A 21,946-nucleotide genomic window follows, 5' to 3' on the forward strand; every position below is an offset into this window, starting at 1 on the left:
GCAATACACTTGGGATAGGTGTCTTTTTTAATGTATATGCATTTTTATAAGAGTTTCAAACTGAGGTGGATAGATTAAACTTTGCCGATAACTTATGTAAATAAAGGGTTTAAGTAGAGGTTAACTTGGTGAAATAGTAGTTTGCTATAGTTTTTTTATTTACTATATTGCATAATAATACATGCAGGGTTATAATAATCCTATCGAATAATTATAAAAATATTGGAAGATTAGAGTTTCGTATCTTCTAAGGTGAAAATTAGGGGGAAACATTGTGAAAAAAAATCTCGTCTTACTATGGAGTCTTATTTTGGCATTTACCTTGTTTTTAACTGCTTGTGGTACGGCTGAAACAAACAGTGACACTAGTGAAGCAGGTTCTAGTGATGAAAAGAAAACTTTACGTGTGGTGACAAATGCAGCATATGCACCAATGGAATTCCTTGATAAAGGAGAAGTTGTTGGTTTTGATATTGATTTGATCAATGCTGTCGCAAAAGAAGCTGGATACGAAATTACCGTTGAGCATCTCGGCTGGGATCCAATCTTCGTTGAAACTGAGAGCAAGCGCGCAGACTTGGCTGTTGCAGCAATTACGATTAATGATGACCGAAAGCAGACTTATGATTTCTCAGTACCATACTTCCAATCTACTAATAAAATTTTAGTTCCAAAAGATAGCGACATTCAATCAGCTGAGGATCTCAAGGGGAAAACAGTCGCGGTACAAAATGGAACAACTGGACAGGCTGCAATGGATGCATTGCTAGGGAAAAACCATAAAGATATCAAAAAGTTTGAAGATAATAACTTAGCCATCATGGAAATGGAAAGCGGTGGTGCAGCCGCTGTTGTTGCCGATAATGTAGTAGTTGAGGAGTTTGCAAAAAATAATCCGGATAAAAACCTCACAGTAGTGGAGGATGCAACTTTTGATTCAGAATTCTATGGCCTCTTGTTCCCAAAAGGCAGCGAGTTGGTAGAGGAATTTAATACTGCCCTAAATACTGTACTAGATAATGGTACGTATACAGCAATCTACAAAGAATGGTTTGGGATTGAGCCGAATATAGAAATATTAAAAGCGCAGCAATAATAAACTACAGTGTAAAACCGTTTCCCTAGTTATTGGGAGGCGGTTTTTTTGTTGGTTTTGCTAGGGGACGGGATGGGGTTTCATTTCACAATGCTTGATAGGAGAATGTTGCCATGACGAAGGATTCCGAGAGATCGATTGGTGCCCTAAGTGGAGGAGGCAAGAAGAAGAAAGGTCACCAATGAGTATGATTGGTGCCCTAAGTGGGAGTTGCGAGCGGAAGAAAGGTCACCAATAAGTGTGATTGGTGACCTAAGTGGAGGATGCAAGAAGGAGAAAGGTCACCAATGAGATCGATTGGTGCCCTAAGTGGGAGTTGTGAGTGGGAGAAAGGTCACCAAATAAAAATAAAAAGGCATTCGGCCTCCTCGGATACAAACAAATGTATACGAGTTGGCCGATCGCCCTTCAATTTTTATAATTTAAAAGAGCTCTTAAGCGAAACGATACGGTTGAAAACGAGCTTGTCCTCCGTCGTATGCTTTGGATCTACATTGAAATAACCATGGCGGAAGAATTGGAATTTATCCTGCGCCTGGGCATCCTTCATATTTGGTTCAATAAAGCCCTGAAGCACTTCAAGGGAGTTTTTATTCATATAATCCAAGAAAGTCTTCCCATCATTTTCTTCCTCAGCATCTTTGTCCGCATCTAGAATAAGGGGCTCATACAGGCGGAATTCAGCTGGTAATGCATGTGTTGCATCAACCCAATGGAGAGTTCCTTTAACTTTCCGGCCAGTAAATCCAGTACCACTCTTTGTTTCCGGATCATAAGTACAGCGAAGTTCGACCACATTACCATCTTCGTCTTTAATGACTTCTTCACATTTAATAAAGTAAGCATGCTTTAATCGTACTTCGTTCCCAGGGAACAAACGGAAGTATTTCTTTGGTGGATCCTCCATGAAATCATCTTGTTCGACGTAAATTTCACGGGAAAAAGGAATCTTTCTCGTTCCCATTTCAGGATTCTCAGGATTGATCTCGGCATCAAGCCACTCAACTTCACCTTCTGGATAATTGGTAATCACAACTTTTAATGGCTTAAGTACGCCCATTGTTCTAGGAGCCTTTAACTTAAGATCTTCGCGAACAAAGTGCTCTAGCATTTGCGCATCAACTGTTGAATATCCTTTGGAAACACCAGCGGCAGCAACGAATTCACGGATAGCCTCAGGAGTAAATCCGCGTCTTCTCAAACCGGAAATAGTCGGCAGACGTGGGTCATCCCAGCCATCCACATAGTTTTCCTCAACAAGCTGTTTTAGTTTTCGCTTGCTCATTACCGTGTTCGTAAGGTTTAAACGACCGAACTCGATTTGCTGAGGAATATTTTCCATTTCACATTCAGCGACAACCCAATTGTAAAATGGGCGTTGGTCCTCAAACTCAGTGGTACATAAAGAATGAGTAACGCCTTCAATCGCATCTTCAAGAGGGTGTGCAAAAGCATACATCGGGTAAATGCACCATTTATCGCCAGTGTTATGGTGAGTTGAATGGGATATTCGGTAAATCACTGGGTCACGCAAATTCACATTAGGTGAAGACATGTCGATTTTAGCGCGGAGCACCTTCTCACCGTTCGCAAATTCGCCTTTCAACATCCGTTCAAACAAATCTAGATTTTCCTCAATTGACCTGTCACGGTGCGGGCTTTCCTTACCTGGCTCAGTAAGGGTTCCGCGATACTGGCGAATTTGTTCTGCGGAAAGGTCGTCCACATAGGCTTTTCCTTTTTTAATTAAAAGGACGGCACGCTCATACATTTCCCCAAAGTAATTAGAGGCATAGCATAAATTATCCCACTCGTAACCAAGCCATGCGACATCTTCCTTGATGGAGTCAACAAATTCTTGATCTTCTTTTAAGGGGTTTGTATCATCGAATCTTAGGTTTGTCGTCCCTTTGAACTCATCTGCGAGGCCGAAGTTAATGACAATGGACTTAGCATGACCAATATGGAGATAACCATTTGGCTCAGGTGGGAACCGTGTGACAACCTTGTTGCGTTTACCAGATTCTAAATCTTCTTTAATAATCGTTTTGATAAAATTAGAACTTTCTTCCAATCCATATCAGCCTTTCCGTTTTTTTTTATGTAAAGTATTATCATCATTATACATTTCTACAAGATTATATACTAATAAGAAATGACTTGAATTACAATTTTATCGCAGATGCACGGAAAGTTGCAATCGCTATTGTAGTGTAAAACAGTTCTTTAAACAAATGCAGCAAACTTTGGTATGTTTAATATAGCGAATGTAATGATTGCTTATCCACTTTGGAAGGCTATAAATGAGGGAGGAAAACAAGGTGAACTTTCATGAGGCTAATACACTCACAGCAAGGCTGGAATTAATGGGCAAGCTTGCAGAACAATTTCGAGAACGAGCTTCCGAGACAGAAGAGGGTGGTTTTCCATTTGATAATATAGAGGCTTTGAGAAGGTCTGGATACACTAGTTTGACGCTTCCGAGACAATACGGAGGTAGCGAATTAACTTTATATGAACTCGTTCGTATGCAGGAAAAGTTGGCTCAAGGAGACGGATCAACTTCACTTTCAATTGGCTGGCATATGGGGATTATTAAGAACTTACATGAAAAACAGCCATGGAAAGAGGGTGTTTTTAATAAAGTTTGTCGTGAGGTTCAAAATGGTGCGCTACTTAACAGTGCTGCAAGTGAGGCTCAGACTGGTAGTCCAACCCGAGGAGGAAAGCCACAAACAAGCGCTCGGAAAAAAGGGGATACATGGATCATTAATGGACGTAAGATTTTTACGACCATGTCTCCCGTTCTCGACTATTTCATTGTTAGTGCATCTATAGAGGGGAAAGACGAGGTAGGGAATTTTCTCATTCATCGAACCAACCCTGGCGTTAGCATTGAGGAAACATGGGATAGTGTGGCGATGCGTGGTACAGGAAGTCATGATCTTATCCTGGAACAGGTTGTAGTCAATGAAGAGGACTACGTTGAAACCATTATTCCGGGAAAAAAAGGAGCAAGTGGTTGGTTATTACATATTCCTGCCTGCTACTTAGGAATCGCTGGGGCCGCACAAAACTATGCTATTCAGTTTGCGAAAGAGTATTCACCAAACAGCATTCAAGGTACGATTAGTGAAATACCAGCTGTTCGCCAAAAGATTGGAGAGATGGAATTGGAATTGATGAAATCACGTCATTTCCTTTATTCTGTTGCAAAGCAATGGGATGCTTTCGACGAGGAAGAAAGAGCTCAGATGGGGGCGGAGCTAGGAGCCGTGAAGATGGCTGTTACTAATAGTGCAATCAAGGTTGTCGACCTTGCAATGAGAGTGGTTGGAGCAAGAAGTCTGTCTGAAAAGAACCCTCTCCAAAGGTACTACCGCGATGTCCGTGCAGGTCTTCATAACCCGCCAATGGATGATATAACAATTGAAATATTAGCTAAAAAGGTTATTGGCTTGAAATAAGAAAAGAAGGTACTGATTTTGTATTGGTACCTTCTTTCATATAGTCTACTCTTTTCTTAGGACATTTTTAATGACCAGATTCGTTAGGTTCGGAACAATCTCAGTCGAATATTTAAGTTCCATCCGCTCATATTTCTTGTGGGCATCCAATCCATACGGGCCGAGATTAATGACAGGAACGTTTAAATCCTGAACATCCTGATAGTTAACAAAAAACTTAGAACCCCAGCTCGGATTGTTCTTTGCGGCGGCATCGAGTGCGACCTCGTCATCACTTATTGCAATAAAGCTCATATCAGAGATGTAAGGAAAAAAGTTTCTAACAACAATTGGTTTATCATAGGAAGGTTGGATTGCAGCAACCGCCTCGTCTAATGCTTCAACCAGGTTTCGCTCGTCAAGAGTGTTACCGGATAATTCAACTCGTGGTGAATAGAGCGATGAATAAAATAAAATGATAGCCGGACTTTTATCGGTCATCCATTTCCACGCTTCTTCAACCACTCTAGCAGCGAACATCCTTACATCTAAGCTATGATCAAGAAGGAGTTGCTCCTTATGTTCTTTCATGTGCTCCAAATATTCAGTTCCAAATTCCTCAACCAAACCGGCTTCCATGTCAGCATAAGTCAAGACACGTGGTTTCCATGGAATTTCTTTGAAAGGTTCACCACTAAGTTGGCAAAATGTACGGTAGCGGTTCTCAAATAAGTCTAAGGCATTTCCAAAGGCAATCTCCGCCTGATGTGAAAGTTTGTCTAGTACATCCTTTGGCGTCCAGGAGTGAATAAAAAAATTATAGTAAACATAAGCGGATAAGGCTGTTTGAACTGTGTAGGTTGGCTTTAAATCCATTTGCTTTAAAGAGACAGGTGGTATCGTAATCTCGCCAAGTGCCTCATTGCAAAGGTCAGGATTGTAATCTATCTGTCTAGTTAATTCCGCTGCAATTAAATTTGGATCCAATCCTTCAAACGCTGCCCCTACATGTGTTTCAGCACCGGTAATAAAAAATGAAGGTAGTAGTTTGCCTACTGTTCCTTTATAAATATAGCGGCTTTCATCTCCTTCATGTCGGGGTGCAACGAAGTCAGCGTTAATCGCAGCGACGTAATGAAACCCGTGTTCCTCGCGCCACGCTTTAAGTTCCTTTAGGGCTGATAAGATCCCATGGGAACTGTCTTCTTCGTCACATTCTGCTAGGAAAACTAGATTTCCATCAAGCTCTTCGGGGTGTTCTGAGTAATATTTTAATAAATAGAGATGACTTGCGACTCCACTTTTCATATCGAGGGAACCACGACCAAACATCCAATCCTCACTGTCCACATGGGCACGGAGGGAAGGAGGGAGCTCTTCGGAACGAAGCGCTTGGATTAGTTCATCCGGATTACAAGCGATATCTGATAGTTGGTTAAAATCATCGATGCCTACAGTATCCACATGACCCATTAATAGGACTGTTTTGTTACTATGGGTTTTGGTTCCTTTCACGAATGCAAGGACATTGTAACGTTCAAGTTCATCATCTGATGTTTGAGAAATTACTACATTATTAGGATTTTCTACAAAATAAGGCAGAGAAGCTACCATTGAGTAAAGTACTTGAGCAATTTCTTTTTCCCCATTTGTATTAACAATACTTTCAATATTCATAAGTTGTTTTGTGTAAAATAAAACCTCATCCCTGCAGTCCAACATGATTCTCAATCCTTCCATTCTAGTTAGCTCAAAGTTAATACAATTATGGGGCAAAAACAAGAAAGTTTCAAAAATAAAGACTTCTTAACAGATCATTCCAATTAAGAGGTTTTACTTTGTTTTGAAATTAGAAGGATAGTTGATTGAATATTTTTGTGGGTGTAATTAGAATGAGAGTAGGTTGGGAAAACAAGGGGATATAGCCCTGTTTGAAGTGAGGAATTTATGAAAAATCGAGAAGAAATTTATGAAATAATGGATGCTTGTCTCTTAGCAGGTAGGATCATGCTAAGGTGTGGTGCAGAAACTTATCGGGTAGAAGATACGATGCAACGGATGGCTTTAGCTTTAGGAGTACAACAAACGCACAGCTACGTGACACCAACAGCCATTATGTTTTCTGCAGAAGACGGAAGATCCGAGACAACAAGACTAGTCAGAATCTCCGAGCGGACAACAGATTTAAAAAAAGTGGCGCTAGTAAATGACGTGTCGCGTAAAATAAGTGGCGGTACTTTAGGTTTAGAGGAAGCCTGTAGGCAACTGAGGGAAATTGAGTCTGCTCAATTGATGTTCCCCTTTTGGGTTCAAGTTTTGGCAGCTGCATTTGCGAGTGGCTGTTTTGTCATTATGTTCGGTGGGGGCTGGATTGACGTTCTCCCAGCCATGATTGCAGGTGGAGCGGGGTATTATTCAGTAGTCCTCTTCCATCGGCTAATACCGGTGAAGTTTTTCTCCGAATTCTTAGCTTCTGTTATTATTGGTTTATTTTCTTACTTATTTATCGTTTTTCAATTGGGGAATGAGTTAGATAAAATCATTATCGGGGCAGTCATGCCGCTGGTGCCGGGTCTCCTAATCACTAATGCTGTCCGGGATTTGATGGCGGGTCATTTAGTTTCGGGGCTTTCAAAAGGGGCAGAGGCTTTCCTAACAGCATTTGCAATTGGATCTGGGATTGCAGTCGTTTTATCATTCCTTTAAGTATGGTGTTTGGAGGCTTTAGATGGTTTATTTAGAACAACTTATCACTAGTTTTATTGCTTCGGCGGCATTTGGTGTTATGTTTAATGCACCGAAAGAATCATTGGTGAAGTGCGGTTTGTCAGGGATGTTTGGTTGGATTGTTTATTTTGTTTTAACCTATCATGGCTTTGGGCCGGTCATTGGGACTCTTGCAGCCTCCTTTTTAATTGCTTTTATCAGTCAAATATTTGCAAAACAATATAAAATGCCAATGATTATATTTAGTGTTGCTGGAGTAATTCCCCTCGTACCTGGTGGTTTAGCGTATGATACAATGAGAAATTTTGTAGAAAACGATTATAACAGCGGTCTTGCTTTAGCTGTTAAGGCTTTGATGATATCTGGTTCTATAGCAGTCGGTCTCATATTCTCTGAGGTACTTAATCATGTTATTAAAAGAAATATCCATCCACAAAAACAGTAATAAGAATCGAAATTCTTGCACTCATTGTTAGTCCCTAGCTTAGTCAGATGCTTCTGTCGAATAAAAACAATTTGTCGGTGGAAAAACCACTTTTGAATGTTGTTTTTGTACAAAACGAGGAAAACCGACTTGAATGGTGATAATCCGAATCATTTCTCGGGAAATATTGACAAATATTTTATACTGTATTGGAGATGCAAATAGTAAAAAAAGCGCTCTTCCTTGAAAAAGGAAGAGCGCTTTTTACTGTTTTACATCTTGACTACCGTTCTTCCTCGAGCCTCTCCTTTTAAGATAGCAGATAATGTTGTAGGAAGGGAATCTAGGGTTATTTCCTGTTTAATTGTGTTTAGAAGGGAATCTGGCTTTAAATCTGTAGCCATTCTCTTCCATAGTTCCGCTCTTGTCTCCATTGGACAATAGACAGAATCTATCCCTAAAACATTAATTCCTCGGAGGATAAAAGGGAAGACGGTGGCTGGAACCTCAGTACCACCAGTTAACCCACTTACCGCTACTGAGCCATTATAATGTAACTTACTAAGAATACTACCAAGTGTCTGCCCGCCAACAGGATCAATAGCCGCTGCCCAAAGTTGTTTATCAAGTGGGCGATATTTCTCCCCAGTAACTCCTTCTCGACTAATGACTTCGGAAGCGCCTATTTCTTTTAGGTATTCAGATTCTGATTCTTTCCCGGTGCTTGCCACAACTTGGTATCCACGTTTAGCTAACATTGCTACAGCTATACTTCCGACTCCACCTGTCGCACCTGTAACAAGGATTTGTCCTTTTTCTGGATTGAGTCCATTTTCTTCAAGCCGATGTATGGATAAGGCTGCGGTAAATCCTGCTGTGCCCAAAGTCATAGCCTCTTCTAAAGTCAGTCCTTTTGGTAGGGGAACCACCCACTCTGAAGGAATTCGGGCATATTCACTGTAACCACCTGTATGAGAGACTCCAATTTCATAACTGGTAGCAATCACGTTATCCCCAGGGCTAAATCGATTATCATTAGAACTAACAACAGTACCAGCAAGGTCAATTCCCGGAACAAATGGATAAGAGCGTACAATCTTCCCATTAGGGATGCTAGCAAGCCCGTCCTTATAATTGACACTAGAGTAAGCAACTTTAATTGTAACATCGCCTTCAGATAAGTCCTCGAACGCTACATTTCTCACCTCAGCAGTAAACTCACTCTCCGTTTTATTAACAACAAACGCTTTAAAATACTTTTCCAAATCAAAACCTCCTTCTAGTTTCCTAACTTTAGTATATGGTAGATTCCGGTAAGCATCTAGAATTATGATTCAAAATTTTCAAAGAAAAGAAGTGGTTAATACGCTATAAATGTTAGTAATTTCCGGGTGTGACGTACTTCACATACGGAGGTTTCCTGCTTCTATTACTATTTAAACAAGGATTAAGGAAATCGAAAACAATATGGAAGGTGAGAGAGATGGAAAGGGTTTGTTGTAGTGGAAACTTACTTGTTTTGTCACAGAAAAGCCACAAATAACATGCGGGTTTGCACTATTCACAAAGTGTTTACATTTAAAACGTAAAGAGGCCATTTTCAGATGTTATGATGATTTACGAACTCAAGAATAACTCAAGAATACTCGCAAGGAGGTAAACCAATATGTTCAAGCTGGAGAAATCATTTTACTCCAAAACTAGTATGTATTCTTTCTTTACCATTTTAATTTTGTTTTTATCAATGTGGGTGTCCACGGCTCAATTTCTTCATATAGATATGGCGCTGCTAGGCTATATGATTGGATCCGCTGTTTTTGCTATCGGGCTTGTCATCCGGATGAGCTTTTGGCTCTTTAGAACAGCGACAAACAAGATTGCAACACGCAGTGTGAAGAACATGTTTGCGAAAGAACGATTAAAAAGAAATGCCAAATCATTAGGTATAACTTTAATAGACAATATTCTTTTACAAAAATTCATCTTTAAACGGGGCTTATACCGAGGAATTCAACACATTATGATTTCTTGGGGCTGTATCATTTCTTTTGCCTTTACGTTTGGTTTGACTTTTGGATGGTTCCGTTTTGACCTAGTAGATCCTGAAACTTATCAGATGGTAGCCTTTAATATCCCTTTAATTAGTATGGCAGCAAATGGTTGGATTGCTGAAATCTTCTACAATATGCTCAATATTGGTGCAGTTATGGTACTAATCGGGGTTTCAATGGCGATGTATAGAAGGTTTAAAGATTACGATGTGAAAGTTACCCAGCGTTTTGAATTTGACCTTTTGCCTTTATACATTTTACTAGCAGTAACCGTTACTGGCTTAGCACTTACCGTTTCTTATAAATTCCTAGATGGTTGGATGCATCCTTATATTTCTCTCATCCATCAAATAACAGTTATCATCATGTTAATGTACTTCCCGTTTGGAAAGTTGTTTCACGTACCAATTCGACCGTTGGCAACTGCGGTACCGATGAGTTATCAAGAAACTTTAATGGTTGATACGAAAACTTGTAAGAGTTGCGCTCAACCATATAGTAATGATGATCAAATTGCGGATGTTCAAGCAATTTTAAAGGCGCAAAGCTTTGACTTACAACTTGCAGATGGCACATATCTTTCAGATTACTGCCCATCCTGTCGTCGTCGCATGCGTGCATTGAAGCAAATGAATATGGAAGCACCACAAGGAAATCCATATGGTCCAGTCAACACAAATAATGGAATCCATATTTCTGGTTTTGGTAAAAAACGTTCAGATGAGTATTTCGGAATAGATGAAGATATAAAGAAAGACTTGAAGGAGGAGAAAGATCATGAGCCAATTTCTCGTTAAGGAAGGCGTTAAAAATCAAATTCGACAAGGGGAAAAATTAGTCACAACCCACTGCTGTTACTGTGGAATGCAATGCGGAATGCATATCCGCGTTGATGAAAAGTCCAACAAGGTCGTTGGTGTTGAACCTCGTTATGATTGGGTACTCACTAAAGGGAAAATGTGTCCAAAAGGGGTTACTGCCTATCAAACGATTGATCACCCAGATCGTATTAAGCTTCCGTTAATTAAGAAAAACGGGAAATTCGTTGAGTCTTCTTGGGAAGAAGCACTGGATCTAATTGAACGTAAATTTAAAGAACTTCAAGAGAAGTATGGAAAAGATACACTAGGGGTTTATGGTGGTGTATCGATGACAAATGAAAAGTGTTACTTAGTTGGTAAATATGCGCGTGTTGGACTTGGAACTCGTTACGTCGACTACAATGGACGTTACTGTATGAGTTCTGCAGCTGGAGGATTTAACAAAACACTCGGAATGGATCGTGGGTCTACTCTTCCTTGGACAGAGCTTGAGCACAGTGACTGCTTCTTCATGTCAGGTACTAACACTGCGGAGTGTCATCCTACAAGTATTCAATGGTTCTGGAAAGCAAAGGACAAAGGGGCGAAAATCATTGTTGCTGACCCGCGTGAAACAGCAACAGCACGAATTGCGGATGTGCATTTAGACCTTCTTCCTGGAACAGATACAGCTCTTGCAAACGGAATTATGCATCTTCTAATCAAGCATGATTATGTAGATTATGAGTATGTGCAGGAGCGTTGTAATAACTTCGCTGAATTAAAAGAAGTGACGGCGAAATTTACACCTGAGTATACTTCTAAACTCACAGGGGTAGCCGTTGAGAAAATCATAAAAGCAGCTCATATCTTTGGTAAATCACCTCGCTCTGTTGTCATGTTCGCACGTGGTGTTGAACAGCAGGTTTCGGGCGTAGATAATGTTAGTCTATACACTTCGATGGCACTACTTAGAGGCCAAATTGGAAAATTTGCTTCAGGTGTTGCAACATTTACTGGTCAAGGAAATGGCCAAGGCGGACGCGAACACGGCCAGAAAGCAGATGCGCTACCAGGCTACCGAAAAATTAATGACCCGAAGCATGTCGAGTATGTTTCTGGGGTATGGGGAATTAAACCAGAAGAAATGCCAAAAGAAGGAGTCTCTGCATACGAGATGTTTGGACTAATGGAAAACAAAACGATTCGTGGTATGCACGTCATCTGCTCGAATCCTGTAGTATCTTCTCCAAATATTAATTATGTAACAAAAGCGATGGAAGGTCTTGATTTCTTGGTTGTAAGTGATTTCTTCCTTTCCGAAACAGCTGAACTTGCAGATGTTGTTTTACCTGCAACTACTTGGGCAGAAGACGAAGGAACAACGACGAATATTGAAGGCCGTGTCATCCGTATTCGCAAAGTTGTCGAACCAATTGGTGAATCAAAGCCTGACTGGGAAATCATTAAGCTTATCTCTGAACGTATGGAAAAAGGAAAATACTTCGATTACAGCGAACCAAGAGAAATCTTTGATGAACTTCGTGTTGCATCTAAAGGCGGTAAGGCTGATTACTTTGGAGTTACGTACGAGAAAATCGATGAACAAGATGGGGTATTCTGGCCAGCTCCTACAGAGGATTCCAAAGGAACACCAAGTATATTCCAAGAAAAGTTCGCAACGGAAGATGGAAAAGCAAATTTAGCGGTAATTGATTATAGAGGTCCAGCGGAAGTGAAGTCAAAGGAATTTCCATTATGGTTAACAACTGGCCGCGTTGTATTCCACTACCTGTCTGGAAATCAAACAAGACGTGTAGGTTTCCTAATGGAACAATGCCCTGAGCCGTTTGTTGAAATGCACCCTGAACTAGCAAGTCAATACCAGATAGAAAATGGCGAAAAAGTAAAGCTTAGTACCCCTCGTGGACACATGATTGTCCCTGTTAAGATAACAAAAGCCATTCGGAAAGATGTAATGTTTGTACCTTACCATTGGGGTAAGCATCAATCAGTTAACCAATTGACCAACCCAGCACTAGATCCGACTTCACGGATGCCTGAATTTAAAGTTTGTGCTGTGAAGCTAGAAAAACTTAGTAAATAGATTTTAAAAAAAATGAGAAGTGGGAGTTGGCTAGCTCCAGCGCCTAGCCCCTCGAGTCATAAGTCGCCTCCTTACGGAAATCAGGATTTCCTGCAGGAGCCGCCTTATGCCTGCCGGGGCTGAGCAAGGCGCTTCCGCTTTTCGATGGAGGCGGCAAAATCATGAATAAAATTATGTATCTTGAATTTGAACGTTGTATTGGATGCCGTGCCTGTCAGGCAGCTTGTCGTGAATGCGGTGACCATGATGCGAAAGAACGTAACTATGTAGAATATGTTGATTTTACAGAATCCCGTCAGACATTCCCAATGTTGTGCATGCAGTGTAAGGACCCAGCTTGTGCGCGTGTTTGTCCAGCGAATGCGATCCAGATTACTGAAGAAGGTGTCGTCCTTTCCGCAATGGAAGAAAAGTGTATTGGATGCCGTAACTGTACATTTGGTTGCCCATTTGGGATTCCAAAATTCGACTTCGAGAAGAACAAAATGTACAAATGCGATATGTGTTATGACAGAACTAGAGAAGATATTGCGCCGATGTGTGCGTCAGTATGTCCTAGTGATGCAATCCGTTTCATTGATTTTGATGAAATGCAGCAATTAAGAAGAAGACGTACCCAAATGAACCTTGTAGAAGGTAAAAAGCCACAAGAAGGTAATAAGTGGGATTACGTTCCTGAATTCTTTGGAGTGTACACAGACTCTCAGTCATAGGTAAACCTTGAATAGTGTTTGATTAGGACATTGAGAAGTGAAATAGGAGTTGGTCCATGTTGAGCGCTAAGTTCTTTAGGGCCAGCTCCTCTTTTTTTTGAAATGGGACTAAAGCGCCTAGGTGTTTGCCCCTTTTTAGAATGAGAGCAAACTTAAGGTTTATACTAACAAATACTTATGAATCTAAAGCAGAATCCACCAAACCTAAATAAAAAGGGGTGCAAGCACATGTTAAAAGGTAATGTCCTCGCCGTCACAAGTGGTAAAGGAGGAGTCGGAAAGTCTTCCTTGGCCGTTAATTTAGCACTAGCGCTTAAAAAGTTGGGCAAATCCGTAGCGATTATTGATTTAGACATCTATGGATTTAGTGTTCCTAAAATATTGAATATCGACTACAAACCAAAAACTTTTAATGGGAAAATCATACCAGTAGAGACACAAGGTATTAAAGTCATGTCTATGGGCTTCCTAGTGAATGGAAATGACCCAATTGTGTGGCGTGGGCCGATGCTAGGAAAGATGATTGAGCATTTTACCAAAGATGTCTTATGGGGAGAACTAGACTATTTTATTCTTGATATGCCTCCTGGAACTGGAGACGTCGCACTCGATATGCATTTAATGATTCCAGAAAGCAAAGAGATTGTGGTCACAACACCTCATAAAGCTGCAGCCTTTGTAGCAGAACGTGCGGGTACAATGGCGATAAAAAGTAATCATGAAGTCATCGGTGTCGTGGAGAACATGTCTTATTTCAGCCCACCAGACAGCGATGAAAAATATTTTATCTTTGGTAAGGGTGGAGGCCAAGAACTGGCTTCTCAACTAGGAGTAGAGTTATTAGGGCAACTTCCAATTCAGGAACCTGATGAAAGTTCAGAGGCTCCGGCAATTCCGACAGAACATTCTCCGCTTGAGGAGGAATACTTGAAGCTGGCTCGAACTATAGATGGAAAATTTTAATTGATGAACAGGAAAGCCCTTACTACTATTTAAACTGGAGGATTTAGTTATGACGGAGGAGAAAAAGAACAAAAACAATTCATCAGATGACCAGGATATGATGAAGCTTGTTGATAATTTAAATAGAAAAGATGACGTCAATCTTAACAGGCGTGCCTTTTTAAAGGCTTCCTTTGGCACGACGGTAGCCATTGGTTTGGCAACAACGCCGTTTGGTGTAATGTCTGCTGTTCAGAATGATAAAGATGATTCGGAAAGGGTAGAAATTGCCGACGCAAATGAACTTGCAGTGGGAGAAGCTAAAAACTTCAGCTATCCGACAGAGGGAGATACTGCCGTTTTAGTTCGAACACCTGATGACAAGTATGTAGCCTATAACAACAAATGTACTCATTTACAATGTCCGGTTTTTTATGAGCATAAAGATAATGTGTTACTATGCCCATGCCATAAAGGGTACTTTGATGTAAATAATGGTCATCCGATTGCTGGGCCACCACAACGTGAATTGCCAAAGATTCTTGTTGAAGTGAAAGATGGTAAAGTGTTTGCTGTTGGGAGGGAATATCGACATGGATAAGAAACGTGCTGCATTCCTCTCCATTTTCGTATTCCTGGCAGTGAATGTGATCTCCTTGGCTAGGGTGATTGAAGGGTATTACGGGAAAGAATATAGTCATGTTTATCCTTTCATGTTTGCGGCTCTTATCTCAACGGCATTAGCTACGGTTGCGTTTTTTATCTGGAAAAAAGAAGAGTATAAAAACTAAGCACGGAGCTAATCTTAAGAGAAAAAGGAGGCTTGATATTGATGGGCTCCAAATCTCACGAGAGAGAGAACCTAGAAGGTGTATTGAAGAACTCACTGGAATTGGAAGAAGATTTAATGCGGACGTATTTAATTACGGCCGAAAGAGTTCATGAAAATGATGAATTAAAAGAGCGTCTGCAAAATTTTGCTGAAGGAAATGCAAAGCGTTCAAAGCAATTGCTAGATGAACTAAAAAAACATTAAAAAAACTGGGGCTTCCCAGTTTTTTTGTGTTGAGGAAATTTCTCTTTCAAGCCCCAGCGCCTAGCCCCTCAGCCGTCAAGAAGGTTAAAAAACCCCCTTATTGACGGCTCGTATACTTATTGGGGTTGACCAAGGTACTTGCGATTTTTCTAACTAAACTGGTTCGTTGGTTCGACTAGTAGATTAGGGTCTTCAAACTTTTGCTCTCCAAAAATGGTAATGATGGTGCATGATGTAATTCTAAAAGGGTCAGATACGGTTGTGTATTCAGCTAGTAATCCATTACCAAGCTCCTCACCCTCCTGGTTTTTTAAAATTACATTCTGTCCCTCGAGGGTTTTAAGTTTCGCTCCCATTAAGAATTCCTTCCAAGGCTCCCAATTTTTTATTAAATAGGCTGTTTCTCCATTTGCAAGGTACCCCAGTTGGCATTCAGTTTCATCAATTTCAACGTTGCTGTCGGATGTCACTTCTAAAACCACATTCCTAAGAATCTCATACTGCGCCATTTCCAATTGTGGGTGGATGGAAAAGACAACACCATCATCTTCTGCTTGGAATGTTGCTAATGTTTTATTATTATAAATAATCGATTTCCCTTTAACATGCTCGGCCCTTACCTTATCTTTTGCCAATCCTCGTACTTTTAATTTCAGCATTTCAATACTCCTTTTTTCTTCTGATGAAGACTAGTTTCTACTATTATATAATATGACCGTTTAAGTAAAAGAACAAACAAAAAAATTACACCCAAAAATTAAATGATTAATGCGAATGGTATTAAACAATGGATACAAATATTACAGTTTTCGCGTTTTTGTTACAGAACAGAAAGTAAACTGACATTTTTCGCAGGTCAAAGTTTGGTAGAATACAGGAAATGGAGTTTTATAAGGTAGGCTCTATTCTCAAACTTTGTTGCTTTTGGATAAAATATGATGATCTAAGCTGTTTTTGACTTCAAAGTTACTTTTAATACTTGAGGAAAGAGCTTACAAAACTAAATTTAAAGCACAAATAAGCTTATCTTGCGTTAAGGCTTTAGGATATTAACAACAATTTTTAAGAGAATAGCCATAAGTAAAGACTTAAGGAATAAAACCAAATCGGTCTATCATAAACCTAATAAAGAAAACAGTGGAAATATACGTGTCGGAGGATGCCAAGATGATAATAGAAGAAAAGAAGTTAGTTAATAAGGCGTACTTTGAGGACCTACTAGAAAATCCGTCGGCCCACCCAGTAAAAGTACTTGGGGAACTTTATCTAGAGGAAAATAAAAAAGAGATTGCTGACTTAAGTTATATTCGTTTTGCACAGGGCGAGGTGTATTTTCAGTATAAAGATTACGAAACAGCCATTTTCAAATGGGAAAATATTAATAATGAGTTAGGGTCATGGGCGAAGAAGAATATGGCTGATGCCTATTTTGAACTTGGATTACTTGACACCGCGGAAGGTATTTACCTATCCGTTGAAGACGAAAATATTACATTAAAAATCGAGACAGGACTTCAATTATTATCTATATATAATCATACTGGGGAAGCAAAGAAGGCAATAAGGGTCATTAATGCAGCAGTTGCCCTTAACCCCGACTATCCAAATATTACTGAGATTGCCCGCAACTTTTTTGAGGACCATCATGAGTGGGATGAAGCGATAAACCTTGCGACGGATGAAGCAATCCGAACATGGAATATTGAGTGGTATGATCGTTTAATCGCCTATGTAAGTGCAGGGTATACAGATGAAAAGCAACCTAGCTATTTCAACGATGTGATTACAACGTTAATTTCCATAGATCCGCAGCGGTTTGAGAAGCTAGTTGTTACCCTTTGGGCTCGTTATAAAGGAGGCGCACAATACCTTGACTGGATTCAAAACTTCAATACGCTCTTCCTAGGTTTCACTGACAACCATTATACTTGGCTTGAACTTTCTAGGGTTTATCAAGAATCCTATCTAGAGTTAATGAGTGGGACTAGATTGATCAAAGATATTGAAGGGGTCGTTCCTAATCACTTATCTAACTGGTTAAAGGTCGCCAAGTCTTCAGGGTCATTATTTGCTGCTTCATCCGTGATGGCTTGGAGCGAGATGTTTCCTTCTACGATTTCTTCTGAAGTTGTCCGTCTTGCAGAGGATTTAGTTTTACATGCTCCCAAATATTCTACTGCGAAGGAAGAGAGTATTGAACTGTTTAAAACCGTGATGAATTGGGCTACGAAAAATGGAATTGAGCCAGGGAATATCATCAAGTGGAATATTGAGGAACTAGTGGACGAAGAACATACGAACCTACTTTTTGCAGGAGTTTCAGGTAGTGGGAAGTCAGATTTCATCAATCAATTATTGGGTGAGACTATTTTGAAAGAACCTACTTCTTCCATAGTATCTTTTAAACATGGAGAAGAAACAGAAATCAATGAAATAACTGATACTGAAATGATATCAATAGAAACCTTCGAGCAATTTCAGGAAGCAGTAGGAGTTCGGCGCCAAAATCATAAAAAAGAGACAGTCATTGATTTTGCTTGTCCAAGCCAGTTCTTAAAGGTAAATGGGCTAAAAATTATGGATATACCTGGGGTTAATCAGAATAATTTCGACAACCATCCTCTTTATCATTATGTAAGCTCTGCCGACAGCCTGTTGTTCTTCCTGAGCGGAAAAAGCCCGCTAACAGATAAAGAAAAAGAAATACTCAAGCAAGTGAATATACAAGCACCTAATTTACCTATCCACTTTGTGATGGTGAGTCATGACCTGCTTTCGGATGAGGAAGAGAGTCGTCTGATTGAAAAAACACTCACGAGGATTCGAGTCTATTATCCACATGCAGAACTGTTTATGTTTTCACCTAAAGATAAGGACGAGTTTTTTATAGGTGAATTCTCTCGATTTATTCGTTCAATCATGAACAAAGAGCAGATCATGAAGGAGAGAGTATCAAAGCTTCAACATTATGTTAGAAGTGCGATCCACTACTTACTTGATAAGCGAATGGAGATGGAGGACGGTTTAATTGAATCAGTCCGCTGGAATGAGGAACTGGTCACTAAGTTAAGAGGGGCTACCAATCAGGTACGGGACTTAGAAGATGAAAAGGTACGTACGATTAAAAACAACTATCTTACCATTAAAAAAGATCTTAAGTCAGAGGCCGTTGAGGAAATACCGAAAATTCTTCGTAGTACTTCGGATGTAATTACTAAGGATAGTGATTTTGCTAAAGTCCATTTGAATATAAATGCTGAGATGAACCGTCGGGTTTATAAGTATTTTGAAGATACCGTAACGAAGAAATTCTATGCTTCACTTGAGGAATGGATTGCCTTTTCTAAGGCTGAATTTGATCAAGCTCAATATACTCTCGATGAAATGAGCGCTGGTTTTAATACCATGTATGGTGAGGAACGCATTCATCAAAAGTGTGACTTCAAGGTACTCGATGATTGGCAGCGCGATGCGAATAGGATGACAAGTGGATTCCAAATGGAAAATATTAATTTCCTACTCCGCTTGACTCCAGCTCAGCTTCTACTTAAAAGCGCGGGGAAAATCTTGTCAGTTCTTCCGCAAAACAATTCTATGCTTCATGATAAATATAAATCGTATATAGAAAATGAGGAATATCAAGAAGCAACCAAGCATATAGTCGATCAATTTTTCAAACAGTTTGAGATGTTTGAGAAATCATTAGATCGAGATGTAAGCCTCTTTTTTAAAGAACCAATTCATGTTTTAAATGGTGCTGTGGAAGAGGCTTTATCCGATATAGAAACGAACAAGCAAGAACTAGAGAAAATGAGGGTCAAGCCCGAAGTTTATCGTGACCCATTAAATATTTTTGAAGTACGACTTCGACAATATGAATGGATGGCGGCGGCGGGGAACCAGGAGTGAACTAGTTATTGACTACTGGTTTTTATAATGACAATAAAAATGGCGTGAATTCACTTTTGAATTCACGCCATATTTATTTAGCTATGTAAAACCAATCCAAACACCTGCTTGTTCCTATAGAAAAAAGCAGCTTGTGTGAAAGCTGCTTCTTTGCTAATGGTTTTTTACAAGCTCAGGATGACGTTGCATGGAACTTACAAGAATTAAGCCACTTAGTAACAGGAGAGAACTTGTGATAAAGAAAACGGAGGAAATCCCAAACCACCCTGAAAGAAATCCTCCTAATAAAGGTCCGATAACATTTCCTAAAAAGCGGAGACTTGTATTATAACCAAGCACTTCTCCTTGCATTTCAATGGGGGCTTCTTGACGAATATAGGCCACCCTAACGGGAATGACCCCACCCAAGGTAAAACCAAGGGCAAACCGGATAAGAACCAATTGCCAAATATTTGTGACAAAAGCTCCCGGCAAATAAATCACCGCCGAAAGGAGCAGTAAGATAACTAATATCTTAATATATCCGATTCGATCTGCGAGTGCTCCCCATTTTCTGGCCATTAATAGATTCCCTAGACCTGCTGCAGAAAAGGCAAGCCCAGAAAAGAAGGCGATGTTTGTTAATCCATTTAGCTCGGCAACATAAAGCGATAGAATCGGCTGGATACTAAAGTTGGCAACCTGTACAAGGATTGAGATTAACATCACATTTAGGAGAATCGGGTTTTTAATGATGTGAAACCAAACCTCTTTACTGCTGTAAATTTTTCTAGATGTCCCTGTTATTCCAATTCTATATTCTTTAACCGTAAGAACGAGTAAACCGGACAGTAGGATGAAGAATGAAGTAGATTGAAAGGTAGCCGCATATCCCAACGAATCTGCTAACAGTCCGCCAATCATTGGACCAAATAATGAGCCGGTAATGCTACCAGTTTGCAAGGTTCCTAGTACTTTTCCAGCTACTTCTTTTTTTGTCTGTGTTGAAATGAAGGCCTGTGAAACAGGAATAAAGCCAGAAAAAAAACCCATAAATAATCTTAATAGAAATAACTCAAATACGGAATCAGCATAGCCAAGTAAAAATAATGCCAAAGCCATGCCAAAGCCCATAAAAATTAAAATCCTTTTTCGGCCTAATTTGTCACCCAACCGACCGATTACTGGTGAAAAAAGAAAGGCAGTTAAAAAGGTAATACCGAATGTAATCCCTGACCAGTTTTTTACATACTCATCAGAAAACTCGCCAAATGTTTCAATATATAATGATAGGAAGGGCATTACCATCGTTAAGCTTCCAGCGACAAAAAAGTTCGCAAACCACATAATAGCTAAATTGCGCTTACCTATTTGCTCCTGTGTCATGAATGATACACTTCTTTCAACTTATTTCGTTTTCCTAAATATTATAACAAGACTTCCAAACGATTAGAACAAAAGTGAACTTTTTGTTTGAGCGAGAGTAAAATAGAAAGATGACAATTAAGCGTGTGATTTTCTTGTTTTTATGGGGGAAAATGATAAGGTATGGGTAGTGGATGGATATTATTTCAATCTTTTATCACATCTATATACTATAATTTAAATATCTTTCTACTATGAAAAAGTTGAATAGGGGTATGGGCACATGAAAAAAATTATTTTTCTAATCACTATCTTTGTTACAGTAATGATTAGCGCTTGTAGCAATGGTAACCAAAGCGAAAAAGAACAGGAGCTTCCTGCTTTACTCGAAGTAGACCTTAGACTACCTGAAGAAGGGCTAGAACCAAAAACTGACATTACTCTTGAGGCTTATGTCTCACAAGGGGGAGAAGCTGTCGAAGATGCTAACGAAGTAAAGTTTGAAGTTCTCATACAAGGAGAAACTCAATCAGAAATGTACCCTGGCGAACATCAGGGTGAAGGTATTTATACAGCAACAATGCAGGTTGAAGATGAAGGAATTTACTCTGTAACCGCACATGTAACAGCAAGAGATATGCATAATATGCCGAAGAAAGAAATGATCGTTGGAAACCCTGATATTACGGCAGGAGACCAGGAGGATGATCATACTGATTCACATGATGAGTCTGATTTACATGGACATGGACATGAAAAGGACCTCGTAGTGGACCTCCAGTCAGGCTTTGATATGAAAGTGAATGAAAATACAGAGTTAACCGTTTTAATTAATGAAAAGGGGCACTCGCTAACAGGAGCGGAGGTTCGCTTTGAAATTTGGAGTGAAGGTCAAGATGAGCATGAGTTTATTGACGCTGCTGAGGCTGGGGATGGTGTATACAAGGCTAAAAAGACCTTTGAAAAAACGGGTAATCATCTGATTAATGTCCATGTCAATAAGGGTGATCTGCACGAACACCAGTTATTTTCTGTGACCGTGAACTAAATAATGATGTAAGCCAAGCATAGATTTTTGTGCTTGGTTTTTTTATTGTTTAGCGTACAATGTCAAATACTTTTTTCAAGTTTTAGGGTAACTCAAACACGCTTACTGCATTTACCTAATTTTACCAGTAACGATTAACCAAGTTTTTATTGAAACAGGTGCCATCTTCTTGATTCAGAAATGGGCTTTTCACTCGCTTCTTGGTCTGCATTGATGCAATCTGGCATTGAGTACAATTTTTATATTAACGTACTGATCCGCATTTACAGGACGAGTGGGATAAGGCTAAACATCGAGGTCAGG

Annotated in this window: 18 protein-coding genes; 13 read left to right on the top strand and 5 right to left on the bottom strand. The window is 39.8% G+C overall.

Going from position 1 to position 21,946, the window contains the following annotated elements; translation table 11 throughout:
• Positions 1-274: 274 nt before the first annotated feature.
• Positions 275-1,096, top strand: a complete 822-nt coding sequence (locus tag BMX30_RS11875; RefSeq protein ID WP_090745558.1) for a basic amino acid ABC transporter substrate-binding protein — start codon at positions 275-277, stop codon at positions 1,094-1,096.
• 415 nt (positions 1,097-1,511) lie between these two features.
• Here BMX30_RS11875 and BMX30_RS11880 read toward each other — a convergent pair whose 3' ends face one another.
• Positions 1,512-3,170 carry a glutamine--tRNA ligase/YqeY domain fusion protein gene (locus BMX30_RS11880; RefSeq protein ID WP_090745561.1) on the bottom strand — a complete coding sequence of 553 codons (1,659 nt, stop codon included), beginning with the start codon at positions 3,168-3,170 and terminating at the stop codon, positions 1,512-1,514.
• A gap of 247 nt (positions 3,171-3,417) precedes the next feature.
• Between BMX30_RS11880 and BMX30_RS11885 the strand changes: the two genes are divergently transcribed.
• Positions 3,418-4,563, top strand: coding sequence for an acyl-CoA dehydrogenase family protein (locus BMX30_RS11885; RefSeq protein ID WP_090745648.1), 1,146 nt, complete (start codon positions 3,418-3,420; stop codon positions 4,561-4,563).
• A gap of 45 nt (positions 4,564-4,608) precedes the next feature.
• Here the strand turns inward: BMX30_RS11885 and BMX30_RS11890 are convergent, their stop codons facing one another.
• Positions 4,609-6,264, bottom strand: coding sequence for a M20/M25/M40 family metallo-hydrolase (locus BMX30_RS11890; protein WP_090745563.1), 1,656 nt, complete (start codon positions 6,262-6,264; stop codon positions 4,609-4,611).
• Between the two features lie 225 nt (positions 6,265-6,489).
• Here BMX30_RS11890 and BMX30_RS11895 point away from each other — a divergent pair, with 225 nt between their 5' ends.
• Positions 6,490-7,248 carry a threonine/serine exporter family protein gene (locus BMX30_RS11895; RefSeq protein ID WP_090745566.1) on the top strand — a complete coding sequence of 253 codons (759 nt, stop codon included), beginning with the start codon at positions 6,490-6,492 and terminating at the stop codon, positions 7,246-7,248.
• Between the two features lie 22 nt (positions 7,249-7,270).
• On the top strand, positions 7,271-7,714 hold the full coding sequence (locus tag BMX30_RS11900; RefSeq protein ID WP_090745569.1) for a threonine/serine exporter family protein: 444 nt from the start codon (positions 7,271-7,273) through the stop codon (positions 7,712-7,714).
• A gap of 251 nt (positions 7,715-7,965) precedes the next feature.
• Here BMX30_RS11900 and BMX30_RS11905 read toward each other — a convergent pair whose 3' ends face one another.
• Positions 7,966-8,958, bottom strand: a complete 993-nt coding sequence (locus tag BMX30_RS11905; protein ID WP_090745572.1) for an NADPH:quinone oxidoreductase family protein — start codon at positions 8,956-8,958, stop codon at positions 7,966-7,968.
• 401 nt (positions 8,959-9,359) lie between these two features.
• Between BMX30_RS11905 and BMX30_RS11910 the strand changes: the two genes are divergently transcribed.
• From BMX30_RS11910 to BMX30_RS11940, 7 genes are all read left to right on the top strand, one after another.
• Positions 9,360-10,541 carry an MFS transporter gene (locus BMX30_RS11910; protein ID WP_211482066.1) on the top strand — a complete coding sequence of 394 codons (1,182 nt, stop codon included), beginning with the start codon at positions 9,360-9,362 and terminating at the stop codon, positions 10,539-10,541.
• Positions 10,522-12,651, top strand: a complete 2,130-nt coding sequence (gene fdhF / locus BMX30_RS11915) for a formate dehydrogenase subunit alpha (RefSeq protein ID WP_090745576.1) — start codon at positions 10,522-10,524, stop codon at positions 12,649-12,651. The genes BMX30_RS11910 and fdhF overlap by 20 nt, the downstream gene beginning before the upstream one ends.
• Positions 12,652-12,812: 161 nt before the next feature.
• Positions 12,813-13,364 (top strand): 4Fe-4S dicluster domain-containing protein, encoded by a 552-nt coding sequence (locus BMX30_RS11920; protein ID WP_090745580.1) that lies wholly within the window; start codon positions 12,813-12,815, stop codon positions 13,362-13,364.
• A gap of 228 nt (positions 13,365-13,592) precedes the next feature.
• Entirely contained in the window at positions 13,593-14,327 is a 735-nt protein-coding gene (locus tag BMX30_RS11925) for an Mrp/NBP35 family ATP-binding protein (RefSeq protein ID WP_280139959.1), read from the top strand.
• A gap of 49 nt (positions 14,328-14,376) precedes the next feature.
• Complete coding sequence (locus tag BMX30_RS11930; RefSeq protein WP_090745587.1) at positions 14,377-14,907, top strand: Rieske 2Fe-2S domain-containing protein; 531 nt, start codon at positions 14,377-14,379, stop codon at positions 14,905-14,907.
• Positions 14,900-15,097: a hypothetical protein gene (locus BMX30_RS11935; RefSeq protein WP_090745589.1), complete on the top strand. Its 198-nt coding sequence runs from the start codon at positions 14,900-14,902 to the stop codon at positions 15,095-15,097. Before BMX30_RS11930 ends, BMX30_RS11935 begins: the two co-directional genes overlap by 8 nt.
• Positions 15,098-15,138: 41 nt before the next feature.
• A complete protein-coding gene (locus BMX30_RS11940; protein ID WP_090745592.1) occupies positions 15,139-15,342 on the top strand; it encodes a hypothetical protein in 204 nt (67 codons plus the stop codon).
• 149 nt (positions 15,343-15,491) lie between these two features.
• Here BMX30_RS11940 and BMX30_RS11945 read toward each other — a convergent pair whose 3' ends face one another.
• Positions 15,492-16,001: a hypothetical protein gene (locus BMX30_RS11945; protein ID WP_090745595.1), complete on the bottom strand. Its 510-nt coding sequence runs from the start codon at positions 15,999-16,001 to the stop codon at positions 15,492-15,494.
• A gap of 508 nt (positions 16,002-16,509) precedes the next feature.
• Between BMX30_RS11945 and BMX30_RS11950 the strand changes: the two genes are divergently transcribed.
• Entirely contained in the window at positions 16,510-19,251 is a 2,742-nt protein-coding gene (locus BMX30_RS11950) for a dynamin family protein (RefSeq protein WP_090745598.1), read from the top strand.
• A 153-nt stretch (positions 19,252-19,404) separates the two neighbouring features.
• Here the strand turns inward: BMX30_RS11950 and BMX30_RS11955 are convergent, their stop codons facing one another.
• Entirely contained in the window at positions 19,405-20,616 is a 1,212-nt protein-coding gene (locus BMX30_RS11955) for an MFS transporter (RefSeq protein ID WP_090745600.1), read from the bottom strand.
• A 262-nt stretch (positions 20,617-20,878) separates the two neighbouring features.
• Between BMX30_RS11955 and BMX30_RS11960 the strand changes: the two genes are divergently transcribed.
• Complete coding sequence (locus tag BMX30_RS11960) at positions 20,879-21,643, top strand: FixH family protein (RefSeq protein WP_090745603.1); 765 nt, start codon at positions 20,879-20,881, stop codon at positions 21,641-21,643.
• Positions 21,644-21,946: the final 303 nt, after the last annotated feature.

Source organism: Mesobacillus persicus (assembly GCF_900109925.1).
Lineage (GTDB): Bacteria > Bacillota > Bacilli > Bacillales > Cytobacillaceae > Mesobacillus_B > Mesobacillus_B persicus.